This window comes from Microbispora sp. NPDC046973, from assembly GCF_040644495.1.
Lineage (GTDB): Bacteria > Actinomycetota > Actinomycetes > Streptosporangiales > Streptosporangiaceae > Microbispora.
On record NZ_JBEYWQ010000052.1, the window covers coordinates 21440 to 36046 of the forward strand.

General features: G+C 70.4%; 12 protein-coding genes. All 12 read right to left on the bottom strand.

What is annotated here, in order from left to right:
- Positions 1-10 precede the first annotated feature (10 nt).
- Positions 11-1795: an ABC transporter substrate-binding protein gene (locus tag ABZ860_RS41125; RefSeq protein WP_357231681.1), complete on the bottom strand. Its 1785-nt coding sequence runs from the start codon at positions 1793-1795 to the stop codon at positions 11-13.
- Positions 1792-2151: a hypothetical protein gene (locus tag ABZ860_RS41130; RefSeq protein WP_357231684.1), complete on the bottom strand. Its 360-nt coding sequence runs from the start codon at positions 2149-2151 to the stop codon at positions 1792-1794. The genes ABZ860_RS41125 and ABZ860_RS41130 overlap by 4 nt, the downstream gene beginning before the upstream one ends.
- 6 nt (positions 2152-2157) lie before the next feature.
- Entirely contained in the window at positions 2158-2967 is an 810-nt protein-coding gene (gene ddaH, locus ABZ860_RS41135; protein WP_357231687.1) for a dimethylargininase, read from the bottom strand.
- Between the two features lie 103 nt (positions 2968-3070).
- Positions 3071-4315, bottom strand: a complete 1245-nt coding sequence (locus tag ABZ860_RS41140) for an ATP-grasp domain-containing protein (RefSeq protein WP_357231690.1) — start codon at positions 4313-4315, stop codon at positions 3071-3073.
- A 13-nt stretch (positions 4316-4328) separates the two neighbouring features.
- Complete coding sequence (locus tag ABZ860_RS41145; protein WP_357231693.1) at positions 4329-5918, bottom strand: class I tRNA ligase family protein; 1590 nt, start codon at positions 5916-5918, stop codon at positions 4329-4331.
- Positions 5915-6280, bottom strand: coding sequence for a cupin domain-containing protein (locus ABZ860_RS41150; protein WP_357231696.1), 366 nt, complete (start codon positions 6278-6280; stop codon positions 5915-5917). Before ABZ860_RS41150 ends, ABZ860_RS41145 begins: the two co-directional genes overlap by 4 nt.
- A 41-nt stretch (positions 6281-6321) precedes the next feature.
- Positions 6322-7617, bottom strand: coding sequence for a SidA/IucD/PvdA family monooxygenase (locus ABZ860_RS41155; protein WP_357231699.1), 1296 nt, complete (start codon positions 7615-7617; stop codon positions 6322-6324).
- A 26-nt stretch (positions 7618-7643) separates the two neighbouring features.
- A complete protein-coding gene (locus ABZ860_RS41160) occupies positions 7644-7904 on the bottom strand; it encodes an acyl carrier protein (RefSeq protein ID WP_357231702.1) in 261 nt (86 codons plus the stop codon).
- A gap of 1 nt (position 7905) precedes the next feature.
- Positions 7906-9744, bottom strand: a complete 1839-nt coding sequence (locus ABZ860_RS41165) for an HAD-IIIC family phosphatase (RefSeq protein ID WP_357231705.1) — start codon at positions 9742-9744, stop codon at positions 7906-7908.
- Positions 9745-9761: 17 nt separating this feature from the next.
- A complete protein-coding gene (locus ABZ860_RS41170) occupies positions 9762-10790 on the bottom strand; it encodes a 3-oxoacyl-[acyl-carrier-protein] synthase III C-terminal domain-containing protein (protein WP_357231708.1) in 1029 nt (342 codons plus the stop codon).
- Between the two features lie 70 nt (positions 10791-10860).
- On the bottom strand, positions 10861-11889 hold the full coding sequence (locus ABZ860_RS41175; RefSeq protein ID WP_357231711.1) for an FAD-dependent oxidoreductase: 1029 nt from the start codon (positions 11887-11889) through the stop codon (positions 10861-10863).
- An 11-nt stretch (positions 11890-11900) separates the two neighbouring features.
- Positions 11901-14390: an aminopeptidase N gene (gene pepN / locus ABZ860_RS41180; RefSeq protein WP_357231714.1), complete on the bottom strand. Its 2490-nt coding sequence runs from the start codon at positions 14388-14390 to the stop codon at positions 11901-11903.
- Positions 14391-14607 lie beyond the last annotated feature (217 nt).

A 14607-nucleotide genomic window follows, 5' to 3' on the forward strand; every position in this document is an offset into this window, starting at 1 on the left:
AGGCGGAAGGTCAGTCCTCGAAGTAGTGCCAGTTCTCCGGATTGATCATTCCGAAGGGGTTGACCGGCTCGAACCCGCCGAGCTCGCGGGACACCTCGAACAGGCGGATGGGGAAGTTGGGGGTGAAGATCACCGGGACCTGCTCGGCGATGTAGTCCTGGTACTCGTACAGCGCCTCCAGGTCCTCGGTGGTGACGCTCTTCTCGATGAGCTCGTCGGCGCGGGCGTCGGTGTAGAAGCCGAAGTTGCCGCCTGCCTTGGTCTTGAACAGGATCTCCCCGGTGGGGTAGTGGTATGCCCAGCCGCCGTTCCAGCAGCACAGCTCCCACCGGCAGGGCTGACCGGGGCCGGGCTCGCAGGGCCCGTCCTCGGCGACCAGGACCGAGCCGTACACCTCTTCCAGCCGCAGCTCGATGCCGGCCTTGGCGGCGTCTTCCTTGTAGCGCCGCATGAGCTCGGTCAGCGCCGGGCGGCCCTCGACGTAGCGCATCTTGAAGCTGAGCCGGGTGCCGGCCGGGATTCCCTCGCCGGCCTTGGCGGGGTCGACGCAGACGGCGGGGGTGCGGCTGGTGTCCCATCCGTGGGCCTCCAGCAGTTCGCGGGCCCGGTCCACGTCGAACGGCAGCGGCCAGGCGCCCTCGCGCTGGCGGGGCGAGACCAGGTCGGAGGCGGGGATCATCGGCACGGGGCCGTTCTGCCGGTAGGCGTAGCCCTGGTAGATCTCCTTGACGGCGGTGTCCTGGTCGAGCGTGCTCTGCAGGGCCTGCCGGAAGTAGGTCTGCTTGAAGATCTTCCCGGCGACGGTCGGGTTGTTGTAGTTCAGGCAGAAGTAGCGGATGCAGAAGGCCACCTGCGGGACGAGGGCGTAGGAGTGGCCCAGCGGGTTGGCGCCGCCCTTCGTCGGGTCGTCGGTCGGCTCGGTGGCGAAGCTCAGGGGCAGGTAGCCGACCTGTATGACGTCGCCGGCCTTGAGCATCTCGTACTGCTGCTCGTCGGAGAAGGTCGGCACCTGGCGGAACTCGTCGAGGTAGGGCTTGTTCGGCCCGGAGTAGTGCTCGTTGGGGACGAACGTCACGATGCCGTCGTAGGTGTAGCTCTTCAGCCTCCAGGGCCCGTCGACCACGCTCCAGATGGGGCTGTCGGCCCATCGGGTGCGGTGCTCGTTGTCCTCGGCCACGATGTCGCCCTGGGCGGCCATCAGGAACGCGTAGACCGCCTCGACGTCGTCGAGGTCGCCGGAGGCGTTGGCGGGGCCGTCCTCGGTCCGGTCCCACGCCTTGGGCAGCGGCGTGATGGTGCTGAGCTGGTTCATCAGCACCCACTTCTTGGAGTACGGCCGGTCGAAGGTGAAGTAGACGACGTCGTCGGCGAGCTTGCCGTAGGAGGTGAGGTTGTCGGGGAAGTACCCGGGCACGTACTCCCCGTAGCGGGCGCCCTTCACCTTCATCAGGTTGACCCAGAACAGCACGTTGTCGGCGCACAGCGTCTCGCCGTTGGACCACTTCCACGGCTTGACGCGGATCGTGACGGTCAGGCCGTCCTCGCTCCACTGCGGCGGCTCGCCGATGCTCTGGTCGTAGTCGACCTCGGGGGTGCCCTGGCTGCCGAAGTAGTACAGCGGCCGGTACATCAGCATCTGGAACTCGTAGATGTTGCGGGTGCCCATCCGTTCGGCGGGCGTGAACGGGAAGATCACCGCAGGGGGGAAGCCGGGGGCGCAGGCCCAGGTGGCCACGCCGCCCTTCTTGGGCCGGCGGGAGCCGGCCTGGGGCCGGGCTACGGGCTGTGCCGTCATCGCTGCTCCCTGGTGTCGTCGCTGGTGTCGTCGCGGATCTCGTTGATACGTGAGCGGCCGGTGGCCGCGTGGGGGCCGAAGCGCTCCCACTCTTCGTGGAGGTCGACGCCGCCGTCCTCGCGGAACTCGGGCGTGCTCCGGCAGCGGCCCGAGACGATCTCGCCGTCGTCCAGGACCATGGAGTAGGCGAATTCGAGGGTGTCGTCGGGGGCGCGGGTGCCGGTCAGCGCGCCCCGGCGGACCCTGCCGCCGGAGAACTCTCCCCACACCAGGTCGCCTTCCTGGTGGTAGACGGCCACGCGGCCGCGGGCCTCGGCCTCGGCCGGGCGGAAGCGCCGCCCGTCATAGTTGATCATTCTGGTTCACCGGATCTCGAGAGTGCAGCACTTGGCGCTGCCGCCGGACTTCATGAGCTCGGACAGCTCCACGCCGATCGGGACGAATCCGCGGTTCCACAGCGCGTCGATGAGGTGGACGGCCTGCTCGGGCAGCAGGACATGCCGGCCGTCGGAGACGGCGTTGAGGCCGAACACCTCGGCGTCGGCGTCGGTTGCGAGGATCGCGTCGGGGTACAGCTCGCGCAGCGTGGCCCGGCTTTCGGGGCTGAACGCCGCGGGGTAGTACATGATCTCCTCGTGGTCGAGGACGGCCAGGGCGGTGTCGAGGTGGTAGAAGCGCGGGTCCACCAGCGTCAGGCCGACCGTGGGGAGGCCGAGGACCCGTTCGGCCTCGGCGTGCGCCCGGGGGTCGGTGCGGAAACCGGAGCCGGCCAGGATGCGCTCGCCGGTGACGAGGTAGTCGCCCTCTCCCTCGTTGACGTGCTCGCCGAGGTGGACGGGGTAGCCGCGCCGCCGGAACCAGTCGGCGTAGGCCGGGGCTTCCGCGGCCCTTTCGGCGTGGCGGAAGCGGGCGGCGAGCACGCGGCCGTCCACCACCGTCGCGCCGTTGGCGGCGAAGACCATGTCGGGCAGCCCGGGGACGGGGTCGATCAGCTCGACCTGGTGACCGAGCCCCTGGTAGAGGTTGCGCAGCCGCTCCCACTGCACGACGGCCAGGCCGGTGTCGGTCGGTTTGCCCGGATCCATCCAGGCGTTGATCGAGTAGACGACGTCGAAATGGACGGGCGGGCACATCAGGTAGCGCCGCCGGGTGGCGGTGCGGGTCGGGCGCATGCGGTTCTCCTGGGGGAACACGGGATGCCGGCGGCCTCGTGGGCATGCCGGGTCACCGGCGCCGCCGCTGACGAGGGCGGCGCCGGTACGGGGACGGGACGGGTCAGTCCCGGAAGGTGACCTTGATCGTGGAGGCGAAGGCGTTCATCGTCTGGAACGCGTCCTCCAGGGAGGATCCGGTGGTGCCGAGGAAACCCAGGATCGTGTTGCCGTTGGGGGGCCGGCGGATCAGGTCGCCGGGCCGAGCGGTGATCTTGAGCAGGAACACGCGATCGGAGTCGCGTACCTCGTCGGGCACCTCCACGTGGTCGATGACGCCCTCGTCGCAGATCAGGCACATCGCGGCGATGTGGGTGCCGGTGGGCTGGAAGTGCCGTACGTCGGGGCGCCGGCCCCGCCCGATGTCGACCACGGCCTTGATGGGGTCGTGGCCGGCGGTGATCCGCGCGATCATGTCCAGGCCGCCGCCGCCCACGCGTGAGGCGATCTCCAGCAGGTGCGGCTCGCCCCGGTGGAAGCGGACCTCGGCGTGCATCACGCTGCGCCGCAGGCCCATGGCGTGGGCGCCGGCCTTGACCGCCGCGTGCACCTTGGCGACGTCGGCCTCGCTGAGCGAGGTGGGCGCGTGGTGGACGTCGTCGTCGAAGGTGCTTCCCTCGTCGGTGATGCGGTCCACGATCGAGCCGAGGTAGACCTCGTCGTCCCAGGCCACGGCCTCCATGAGATATTCGCGGCCGTCCAGGAACGACTCGACCAGCAGGCCGTTCGGCCCCAGGTCGACGCCGTCGGCCTCGGAGTTGACCCAGAACAGGTTCTCCAGGCCCTTGGCCGCCTGCGGGTAGCGGTCGGCCATCTCCTCGGGGGAGTCCACCCGGAACACCAGGTGGCTGCCGGCGCCGAGCGTGGGCTTGACGATGACCGGGTAGCCGAAGTCGTCGGCCGCCCGCAGCGCGTCGTCGAGGCTCTCCACGAGCCGGTAGGAGGGGATCGGCGCGCCGGCCCGTTCGTAGGCCTTGCGCATCAGGTATTTGTTGCGGCTGGTCACCGCCGCTTCGACGCCGATGCCCGGCAGTCCGAGCGCCTCGGCCACGGCCGCGACGGTGATCACGGAGGATTCGGAGAAGGTGATGACGCCGTCGAACCTCTGCTCGGCGTGCCATTCCCCGGCCTGCGCGACGATCTCGTCGATCTTCTTCGAGCCCACCAGCCGGTAGCGGTCGGCGGGCCAGAAGTCCTGCGTGCCCTCGCCGTTGAGGACGTAGAGATCCACGCCGAGGTTCTGCACCTGCTCGTATCGGGAGATGTAGTAGTTCAGGTACTGGCATGTCTCGATGGCCAGCAGTTTCATAGCGCTCCTCCCTTCAGGCCCCCGCCGCCGTGCTGCCCGCGGCGACCCGGTGGTCGGCGGCGGGGCCGGCGGACGGCAGCGGCGGCAGCGCGAACGGGCGGATCGCGGTGGGCTGCTCGTCGCCGATCCGCAGGTCGGCCCCGGCGGCCGACGCCTGGGCCGCGACGTCGATGAGGATGGGGGCGGCGTTGGCCAGCAGCACCCGGACCTCGGCGAGCAGGTCGCCGGGGGCGGTGTCGCCGGCGGCGGCCGCCAGCCGTTCCAGACGTGTCGCCAGGGTCTCGGCCGCCCTGGCCGGGCTGAAGCCGTCCAGGGCGTAACAGAGCCGGAAACGCTCGGCCGTCGCGGCGGCCCGCCTGCGCCCCGCCTCCGAGACCCCGAGCGGGTCGGGGCCGGGCGGGGGGAGCGCGGCGGCCAGCCGGTTCCACGGCTCGACCAGCCTGCGGGCGGTCACCGCCCGCAGCTCGCCGAGGTCGAAGTTGGTCCGCTGGAACTCCGGCGCGGTCAGCGACAGGTAGAACCGGACGAGGTCGCGCGGCACCTCCGAGAGCAGGTCGACCGACCAGATCAGGTGGTTCTTGCTGGTGGAGAACTTCGCGCCGCCCAGGTCGTAGAACTCGTTGACGACGTTGCTCAGGGGGGTGATGTAGCGGTCGCCGTGGGCCATCAGCATCACCAGGTCCAGCAGGCCCCAGTGGTAGACGTTGTCGAAGCCGTGGAAGTACACCAGCTCCGCGCCGTGCTCGGCCCGCCAGTGCTCGTCGACCGCTTCGGTGGCCTGGCCGCGCCGGGCCGCCGACCACCAGGTGGAGTAGATGACGGCGGGCATCGCCTCGACCCAGGGGTAGAGGATCTGTCCCGGCACCTCGGGGAAGGGCGCCTTGATGCCCCACGTGCCGGGGATCGTGATGGGGATCTCCGGCAGCGGCCGGTCGAGCAGCTCGTGGATGAGCTGCATGGCGTGCGGCCGCCAGCGTCCCTCGCGCTCCTTGTAGTAGGCGGTCAGGCGCTCGCGGTACTCCTCCGCCGGCAGCACCAGGATGGTGGCCTCGCGGTAGGTGACCGGATCGGTGGGATCGAGGTTGTAACGCGGCTCGAGCAGCTCGTCGTAGTTGTTCGGGTGCCCGCAGTTCTCGCAGACCCCTCCGCTGCTGGCCTCCAGGCAGTCCGGGCACGTGCCGGTCATCAGCCCGTCGTACAGGTAGGTGCCGGATCTCTGCGCGTACGGCAGGCGGACGGTGCGCAGGCGGAACCGGCCCGCGGCGTGCAGCGCGGAGAAGAACTCCAGCACCGTGGAGCGGTACCGGTCGTCGATCGGCGGCAGGCCCTCCATCGACAGGCCCATCGCCGTCAGCGTGCGACGGATCTGCTCGGTGGACGTGGCGGCCAGCTCCGCGGGGGTGCGGCCCGAGCGGTGCGCCGTCAGGGGCACGTAGGTCTGGCTGTCGTCGGTGACGGTCGTGTAGATGACCGGGCGGCCGGTGGCGGCGAGGTAGCGGCTGTAGACGTCGCCGGCCAGGTAGGGGCCGGCCATGTGGCCGACGTGCAGGTCTCCGTTGGAGGTGGGGGTGGCGGCCACCACGATCGCGGGCCGGGGGGTCATGCCGCCCCCCGGTGCCGGGCGGCGAAACGCTCGGTCATTTCGGCGTCCCACCAGATGGCGTACATCTGGAAGTCGGCGTCGCCCTCGTTGACGACCTGGTGCCGGGTTCCGGGCAGGAAGTGCACGACGTCACCGGCGACGAAGGGCTCGCGGCGTCCCTCGGTGACGATCTCGGCCTCGCCGGTCATGGCGACCCAGATCTCGTACTCGTGATGGCTGTGCGGTCCGGACGCCGCGCCGGGGGGCACGACGCACCATGAGCCCTCGAAGGGGGCGTTCAGCACGGGCCAGGGCATGAGGCGCTGCGCGCGCAGACCGTTGTCCGGTTTGAGGTTGTCCCGGTCGAGACTGCGGATCTCCACCTGTCCTCCTGTGGTCGGTCGGGTCACGGGGTTCGTCCCGTTCACGAGGTGCCCAGCACAAGTTCGGGCGCGGGCTTGCGCTCCAGGTGGGCCAGCAGGTCGTAGACGATGTCCTGGGCGCGGACGGCCAGCACGCTGAGCAGGGAGTCGGCGATGCCGTGGGTGGCCTCGTTGACCCCCTGCAGGTAGCAGCCGGCCGTGTAGGACGGCGGCAGGTTCATGCGGTAGTTGCGGTCCACCGTGGCCCCGCCGACTCCCGCCGCGACCGCGAGGTCCTGTATCAGCTTCGGCATGCCGCGGACGAAGCCGGTGCCGAGCAGCACCACGTCGCACCGCAGTTCCTGGGTGCGGCGGGTCTTGCGGTCGGTGAGCGACACGACGACGTCGTCTCCGTCGAGCCGCGCGCCGCTGATCTCGGTCATCGTGATCATGTGAAGTCGCTCGGTGCCCAGGAGCCGCTGCTGGTACATCTCCCGGTAGAGCGTCTCCAGCATGCCCGGGGCCAGGCCGGCGTAGTTGGTGCGGTGCATCTCCCGCAGCAGCTGCTCCCTGGCCTCGGGCAGCGCCGCGTGGAACTCGTCGACGAAGGAGGGATAGAACAGCTCGTTGGTGAACTTGCTGGACTCGTAGGTGTTCAGCCCGATCGAACGCATGACCATCGTCACCTGCGCGTTCGGGAATCCCTGGTAGGTCGCCCAGAACATCTCGGCGGCGCTCTGCGCGCCGCCCACCACCACGACCCGGTGCGCGCCGTCGGGGTCGAACTCGGCGCACCGCGACGCGTACTCGGTGCTGTGGATGATCCGGTTGCGGGGCAGGGCCCCGATCTCGGCGGGGATGTGCGGGTCTCGTCCCGCGCCCATGACCAGGGTCCGGCAGATGATCTCACCGCCGTCGGCCGTGCGCACCGACCAGTGATGGACGCCGCCGTCCTCGGAGACGACCGGTTCTATCGAGACGCACCGCCGGCCGTACTCGATCTGTACGTAACGCAGCGACTTGGCCACCCACTGCAGATAGCTGGAGATCTCCAGCCGGTAGGGGGTGAAGCTGCCGAGGTTGATGAACTCGTCCAGCCGCCCCATGGAGTGGAGGTAGTTCACGAACGAGAATTCGCTGCGCGGATTGCGCAGGGTCACCAGATCCTTGAGGAACGAGACCTGGCTCTGGGTCCACGGCAGCAGCATTCCCCGCTGCCACAGGATGTCGTCGTGCTGCTCGACGATCATGGTCTCGGCGGCCAGTTCCGGGCCGGCCAGCTCCTCGACGGCGACGGCCAGCGCGAGGTTGGCCGGGCCGGCGCCGATGGCGAGTATCTCTACTTCCTGACGATCCACTGGGTCTCCCTGTTACCGGCCGGGCCTTATCGGGTGTTCGCCTTGAGGGTCAGTTCGCTCGCCACCAGGTCGGCCATCTGCCGGACGGTGTGGGCGGCGTGGAAAGCACGCAGGTCGAGGGTCACGCCCAACGCGCTTTCCAGTAGGGCGAGCCCTTCCAGCGAGGCGAGGCTGTCCCAGCCGTGCGCCGCGAGGGGCTGCTCCGTGCCCAGCTCGTCGGGGGTCTGCCCGAGGATGTCGCAGATGATCTGGTGGACGACGCGTTCGACGTCGACAGGACCGCTCATGTCAAATCGCACTCCGTTCGTGGAAGGTGATCCAGCCGGGCATGACATCGGCCGCGGAGCCCGGGTTCACCGTGAACACCGTGCCGTCGCCGGTGAAGCCCGCCCTGGACCAGAAATCGGCGGCGACGCTGTTCTTCTGGGAGGGGACGAAACGACTCTCGATGACATCCGCGCCCGCCTGACGAGCCCGCTCCACGAGCCAGGCGGCCGCCGCCAGCTCCACTCCGCGGCCGAGCACCCGGCAGCTCAGCACCATGTTCAGCACGCGCCAGTTCCCGGCCGCGCACTCCACCCACAGGGCGCCGACGATGCCTTCGTCGCCGAACCGGTCCGCCACGGCGACCGACGCGACGAGGTGGTCCGGCGACTCCCTCATCCGGTCGGTGGCCGCTTCGTCGAAGCGGACGCCGGTCAGGTTGAACTGGTTGGTGCGGGCCGCGAGCTGGGCCACCCGGGCGACGGTGAACTCGGTGACCGGGGCGATCTCCACCGTCAGCTGCAGCGCTTCGAGGAAGTCCTGCGATGAGCCGAAGCCTTCGGAGAAGTCGCTGCGCATCGCACGGGTCCGGTAGAGCTCAGGCCGCCGGCGATCGGTGTCGGTCAGCGCCATGACGTCGAACCAGCCGTGACGCAGGAGCGCGTCCACCATGTACGCGGGGTCTCCGGCGGCGGAGACGACGGCGACCTCGGGCAGCTCGGCGGCCACGTGCCCGCGTTCGAAGTCCGAGTCGTCCATGAAGACGAACGACTCGACCGACAGGCCCAGGGACGCGGCCGCCTTGCGGAGGTTGCCGGCCTTGGGCGCCCAGTTCACCGCGCGCACCGAGAACGCCTCGTTGCGCAGCAGCATCTCCGGGTGGTCGCCGAGTGCCTTCTCCACCGGCTCCGGGTCGTTCTTGCTGGCCAGGACGAGGATGACACCCTGGTCGCGCAGCCGGCGGACGGTGCGCTGCAGTTCCTTGTAGGCGTTGCCCGGATACAGGCCGCCCAGCTGCACCCCGTGCGCGTCCACCTCTCCGAGCACGCCGCCCCACAGGGTGTTGTCCAGGTCGAGGGCGAGCACCTTGCGTGACAACCCCTGCTTGGCCTGCGCGACCCGGCGCACCAACCCGGCCAGGTGGTGAAGGGCCTGGTCGGTGTAGGGGAGGTCGCCGTAGCGGTGCAGCCGCGCGTCGCGGGAGGCCGCCGGCAGATCGGCCAGCGCCCCGGCCAGGTCTACGGTGACGACCTGGGGGTGCGCGGCGCCGAGGTCGAGCAGTTCGGCGTTGAGCCGGTGCCACAGCGCGCTCACCCTGGCCCTGTCGGCCAGGCTGAGGAAGGTGTCGCGGACGTCGGCCGGCAGCGGGACCGTGTGCAGGACCAGCGTCGCCGGCGTCCGTTCCGCGCAGGCCGTCACCAGGCCGGTGAGTTCCCCCAGCCGGGCCCGGACACCGGCCTCGAACTCCTCGAACGCCACGGGGCTCCACTCGCGGGGGAGGAAGTAGGAGGCGTCGAGGAGCGCGGCGACGATGTCCGGGTCGCCGTGGCCGGCGAAGGCCGCTCCCGCCAGCGTCATGTCGAAGGCGCCGTAGTCGCTCTTGTCGATGACGGGCCGGAAGCCGGCGCCGACGAGGCTGGCCCACAGCAGGGGTTCGAAGGACCCGACGGTGCAGGTGGCCACGATCGCGACGCGCAGGGCCCGCAGGTCACGCAGGCTCTCGGCCGGGGCCCGGGCGAGCCGCCGGCCCGCCAGGCGGGCGGTCGCCGCGTCGTCCAGTTCCAGCAGCGCCCTGCGCGTGGCAGGGTCGGGTGCGCGGCCGGCCAGCGCGGCCTCGCGTAGCGTGTCGAGCAGGGTATCCATGATCATGCCTTCCGGGTTCAGGCACGGACGAGCGTGCAGTACCAGCGCATCCCGATGGATATGCCGGTCAGCGCGACCAGGTCGCCGGGCTGGACGACGCCCTGTTCGAGCAGCCGGCCCAGGGCGGTGAGCTGATCGGCGGCGCCCATGTGGCCGTGCGCGGCGGCGAGCGCGTGGTTGGTGCGTGCCAGCGGCACTTCGAGCAACGGCGCCAGGTCCGAGATGCCGTCGGGGTCGTTGATGTAGATGAAGTGGGTGACCTCGTCGCGGCGCAGGCCGGCCCGGCGGCAGGCCCTCTCGACGACCCGGATGGAGCGGGCCACGGCCTGCTCGGCGAAGGCGCGCATCCGCTTGGGGTCCTTCTGGAAGTGCGCGTGGACCCGCTCGTGCCCCGCGGGCGCGGTCGCGCTCGACCAGCCCTGCGGCGCCACCGGCGCCACCGCGCCGCCGTAGTCGTTGCGGAACCAGTCGCACAGCTCGGCGTCGACGATCTGCACGGTGGACAGCCACCGGTTGCGCTCGTGATCGCGCCGCAGGATCGCTGCCACGGCGCCGTCGCTGTGCACGGCGTTGTTCACCTTCATGCGGTTGCGGTGGTATTCGCTGACCCGGTTCACCGCGACGAACAGCACCCTTTCGATCTCCGGGTGGACGGCCATGAGTCCCGCGACGATGCCCAGGCCGGTCACGCCCGACGCGCAGCCCTCGTTGAGCAGCAGCGTCTGCACATGCGGGATCTTCAACTCCCGGGCCAGTGCGGTCGAGGAGTCCCAGTTCAGGTAGTTGGGGACCTCGGAGGCCGCCAGCACGAGCAGGTCGATGTCGTCGGCGCCGAGCCCGGCGCGCTCCAGCGCGTCCTGAGCGGCCTCCGCGGCCAGGTCGATCGCCGTGATGCCGTCCGCGGCCCGGTGGAAGGTGTGGTAGCCCCATTGCAGGATGCGTTCGGGATCGGACACGTAGGAGGGGGCCGTCTTCTCCACATCCTGGTCTTGGCCGAAGGCGTAGCCGAATTCGCTGATTCCGAACCGGACGGGAAGCTGGATCATCAGCCTTCTCCTCTCATCAGTCGGGCCGCCGCACCGATGCCGGTGAGCGGACGTTCACGAAGCCGCGCTGTCACAGGAGGGAGTCGGCCGCGGTGCGGCTGGCGGCCACCGCCGTCTTCGCCGCTCCGCCGCTTCCGCCCGTGAAGGTGTAGAGCCGGCCGGCGGTGCCCAGCGGGCGAAGGGCCAGGCCGGGCGGGTCCCGGTAGCAGTCGAAGGAGGCGACCGTGCGAAGAGCGCGGACGGGGACCCCGAACAACCGCTCGGCACGCGTCACCACCCGCTCGGTCAGCGCGCGGTCGCGGGTGACCTCGTCGGGGTCGACGTCCCAGCGGTCCGAGGGCAGCCCGAGCAGGAACGCCCCCGGCCGCATCCATCGCCCGTAGAGGCCGGAGTTGTCCTCGACGAAAGGGCGCAGGTCGTCCAGTCCCGCCTGGCAGACGCTGTACTGGACCTGCTTGCTGCGCAGGCCCTCGCCGGGCAGGCCGCTGTCCCGCAGCAACCGCGGCGTCCACGCCCCGGCCGCCACGACCACGGCGTCGTAGCGCAGCGTCGCGCCGTCCGCGGTCCGTACGGCCGGGTCGTGGGTGACCTGCCGCACCTTGGTCAGATGGAAGATCGCGTTCGTCCGGGCCAGTTCGGCCAGCACCGCGGTGCGCAGCCGGTGCGGTGAGATGTGGCCCGCGTGGCGCTCGACCACGCCGATCGCTCGGTCGGGCAGGTTCCGCAGGCGGTGGTCGCGGGCCAGCCCGGCGCGGTCCACCAGCGTCGCCGAGCCCGGCAGCAGGTGGTCAAGGATCTTCAGCGAGCCGGCCGTGGCGGCTCCTCGGGCGGGCACGTATACCGATCCGGTCTCGCGGTATCCCGACCATTCGCGCAGCGTGGCGCTGCCGCGGATCTCCGCCAGGCTCTCGGCCGCCGCCTGGGCGGCGGCCGGATCGACCTCGAAGCCGCGGACGATGCCGCCCGAGGCGCGGGACGCGTCGCGGGACGACGTCGCCTCGCCGAGGAAGAGGTCCACCTCCGCGGGGCGTGGCGCCCGGGTCAGCCGCAGTGCGAGCAGGACACCCGCGATTCCTCCGCCGACGATCGCTATCCGCATGGCAGCCTCGCTCACTCGCCGGCCGCGGCCCTGGCCCGGACCACGCGCCGCAGGTCGTCGGTGTAGTCGGCCGCCCTGCGCCGGAGGGTGGGTGGCAGGTCGTCGCGGGCGAGCATGTCCTCGGCGAGGGCGAGCGTGGCCGGCGTCGCCGCGTAGCGGGGGTACAGGGATCGCAGCAGCAGGTCCAGCACCATGTCTCCGCGGAGCGCGGCGGCCTTGGGCATCTCGGAGAAGAACCGCTCCACGTACGGCTGCGTCAGCTCCTGCTGTTCCGGCTGCCAGAAGCCCTCGGCCATGGCGAACAGCTGGTAGCTGGACAGTGACGAGTCGGTCGTCATCGCCGTCCAGGCGGCCTCCTTGGCCCTGCGGTCGGGCCGCGCCGTCCGGCAGCGGATCGCGGACTGCTCGGCCAGGGCGGTCGGCTCGGCCGCGCGGGCGGCGTCGATCTCGGCCTCGCTGAGCGCGCCGAGCACCGCGAGCCGTCCCCGCACTCGCCAGGCGAGGTCGGTGTCGAGCACCAGCCCGTCCGGCAGCGCGGTCCCCGCGATCCACCGGCGGAGCAGATCGGTGTCGGAGGTGAAGTCGACCAGCGCCCGGAAGAGGGTGACCTGGAGTTCGTCTCCCGGTTCGAGCCCGGTCAGCCTGCTCGCCAACGCGTCGGCGACGCGGGCGGTCGCGGCCGGGCGCGCCGAGGGGACGAGGAAACGGTCGGCGACGTCGTGCCGGGCCTGTTCCAGCACCTCGGCCTGGATGGACAGCTCGGTCTCGACGGCGACCATCCGCCGGACCAGGTCGAGGTGCGCCGCCGCGGGATAGACCCCGTCCTGCACGCCCAGCAGCAGCGAGCACCAGACCATCGCCCGGTTGATCGGCGACAGCTCGGGCAGCAGGGCGGGCAGCGACTCCTGGCTCACGGGGTCGAAGCGGATCTTGGCGTAGGTGAGGTCTCCGTCGTTGAGGAGCAGCAGCCGGGGCGCGGGGCGTCCCACCAGTTCGGGCAGTTCGGTCCGCGGCCCGTCGACCACGGTCCGCACGACGGTGGACCCCTCGCCGTAGAGGCCGACGTTCATGGTGTGGGTCCGCAAGGTGGGATGCGAGCCGGGGGCGGTCTGCAGGATGGCGGCGCTGTCGATTCGTCCGTCGCGGACGGTGATCTCGGGTGTCAGCGTGTTGACGTTGGCCGACTGCAGCCACGCGCGCGCCCAGCCCTCCAGGTCCGTGCCCGCCGCCTCGCTGAGCGCCGCCATGAAATCGGCGAAGGTGGCGGTGGAGAACGCGTGCCGGGAGAAGTACGTGCGCAGCCCCGCCCGCAGCGCCTCGTCGCCGATGTGCGCCGCCAGCTGGCGCAGCACCGAATGACCCTTGAAATAGGAGATCCGGTCGAGTTCCAGCAGCACGGTCCGCACGTCCGGGCCGGTGAGCGCGACGGGGTGCGTCGACGGACGCTGGTCGGGGACGTAGGCCTGGGCCTTGCGGCGGGCGGCGAAGGTCGTGGGCGCTCCCGTGAAGCGGGTGGCCTCACTGGTCAGCCGGTGCGCCATGTAGTCGGCGAACGACTGGCCCAGCCACAGGTCGTCCCACCAAGCGTGGGTCACCAGGCCGGCCAGCCACATAAGGGAGATCCCGTGGGCGAGCACGACGGCCCGTGTCTCGCGTTCGCTCGCCGTCGCGGTGGAGCTGAAGAGGTACTGCTCGCGCAGCAGGACGCACCCGGGGTGGTCGAGGGACAGCACGCTGAATTCCGGGACGAAGACCTGGTCGAGCTTGCCGAAGGGGTAGGCGATGCCGAACATGTCCGCGCACGCCGTGAGGATCTGGCCGGTGATCTCGAAGACCTCGTCCGCGTCGGCCTTGAGCGCGTCGGCGAGCGAGGCGCGACAGTGGAACCCGAGCTCTACGCCGTCGTGGCGGGTGTGGAAGGAGGCGAAGGGACCGGCGACGATCGCCGCGAGATAGGTGGACAGGGAGGGCGAACCGGTCAGCTCCCATCGCCCGGGAGCGGTTCGGGTCGCCGGCGCGTTGCCCAGCACCTGCCAGTCGTCGGGGACCGTCGCCGTGAAGGTGCAGGGAGCCTTGAGGTCGGGCTGGTCGAAGCAGGCGAAGACCTTCGGCGCGTTGTCGACGTAGACGAAGGAGTAGACGTACACCTGCCCGTCGGCGGGGTCCTCGAAGCGGTGCATGCCCTCGCACTCGCGGGAGTAGGCCATGTCCGCGACCACGACGAGCCGGTTTTCCGCGGCCAGCCCGGTCAGCGGCAGCCTGCCCTCCCGCAGCGTGGTCACATCCAGTGACCGCCCGTTCAGCGTCGCCGAAAGCAACCGGCTCGGCACGATGTCGAGAAATGTTTCCGCGCCTGTATCTGCGGCGTCGAAAATCACCGTCGTGGCGGACCTGAATGTCGCCGGACCACGAGTGAGGTCGAGTTCGATCTGATAAGAGCGAACGCTCAGGAGCGCGCCGCGTTCAGCGGCTTCCATACGAGTCAGACTGGGCATCCGCATTCCTTTCTCATCGACTCATGGATGGTCCCCCGCAGGTCGGCGGCCCGTCAAGAAATGAAAGGTGCGATGTCAGCCGATAATTGACCGGCGATCCCGCAGGTCTTGACTTCAATTCAATTCGTGTTTTCTTCTGGAGAGTTCCCTATAACGCCGTCTCGCATCGGGGACGGGGCGGCATGCGAAAAACCCGATGCCCCCCGTCCCGGAGGGCGGGGGG

Bases quoted from the DNA above. Each gene is read 5' to 3' on its own strand.
- ABZ860_RS41125 (WP_357231681.1), bottom strand. From the start codon at position 1,795: ATGACGGCACAGCCCGTAGCCCGGCCCCAGGCCGGCTCCCGCCGGCCC.
- ABZ860_RS41130 (WP_357231684.1), bottom strand. From the start codon at position 2,151: ATGATCAACTATGACGGGCGGCGCTTCCGCCCGGCCGAGGCCGAGGCC.
- ddaH (WP_357231687.1), bottom strand. From the start codon at position 2,967: ATGCGCCCGACCCGCACCGCCACCCGGCGGCGCTACCTGATGTGCCCG.
- ABZ860_RS41140 (WP_357231690.1), bottom strand. From the start codon at position 4,315: ATGAAACTGCTGGCCATCGAGACATGCCAGTACCTGAACTACTACATC.
- ABZ860_RS41145 (WP_357231693.1), bottom strand. From the start codon at position 5,918: ATGACCCCCCGGCCCGCGATCGTGGTGGCCGCCACCCCCACCTCCAAC.
- ABZ860_RS41160 (WP_357231702.1), bottom strand. From the start codon at position 7,904: ATGAGCGGTCCTGTCGACGTCGAACGCGTCGTCCACCAGATCATCTGC.
- ABZ860_RS41165 (WP_357231705.1), bottom strand. From the start codon at position 9,744: ATGGATACCCTGCTCGACACGCTACGCGAGGCCGCGCTGGCCGGCCGC.
- ABZ860_RS41170 (WP_357231708.1), bottom strand. From the start codon at position 10,790: ATGATCCAGCTTCCCGTCCGGTTCGGAATCAGCGAATTCGGCTACGCC.
- ABZ860_RS41175 (WP_357231711.1), bottom strand. From the start codon at position 11,889: ATGCGGATAGCGATCGTCGGCGGAGGAATCGCGGGTGTCCTGCTCGCA.
- pepN (WP_357231714.1), bottom strand. From the start codon at position 14,390: ATGCGGATGCCCAGTCTGACTCGTATGGAAGCCGCTGAACGCGGCGCG.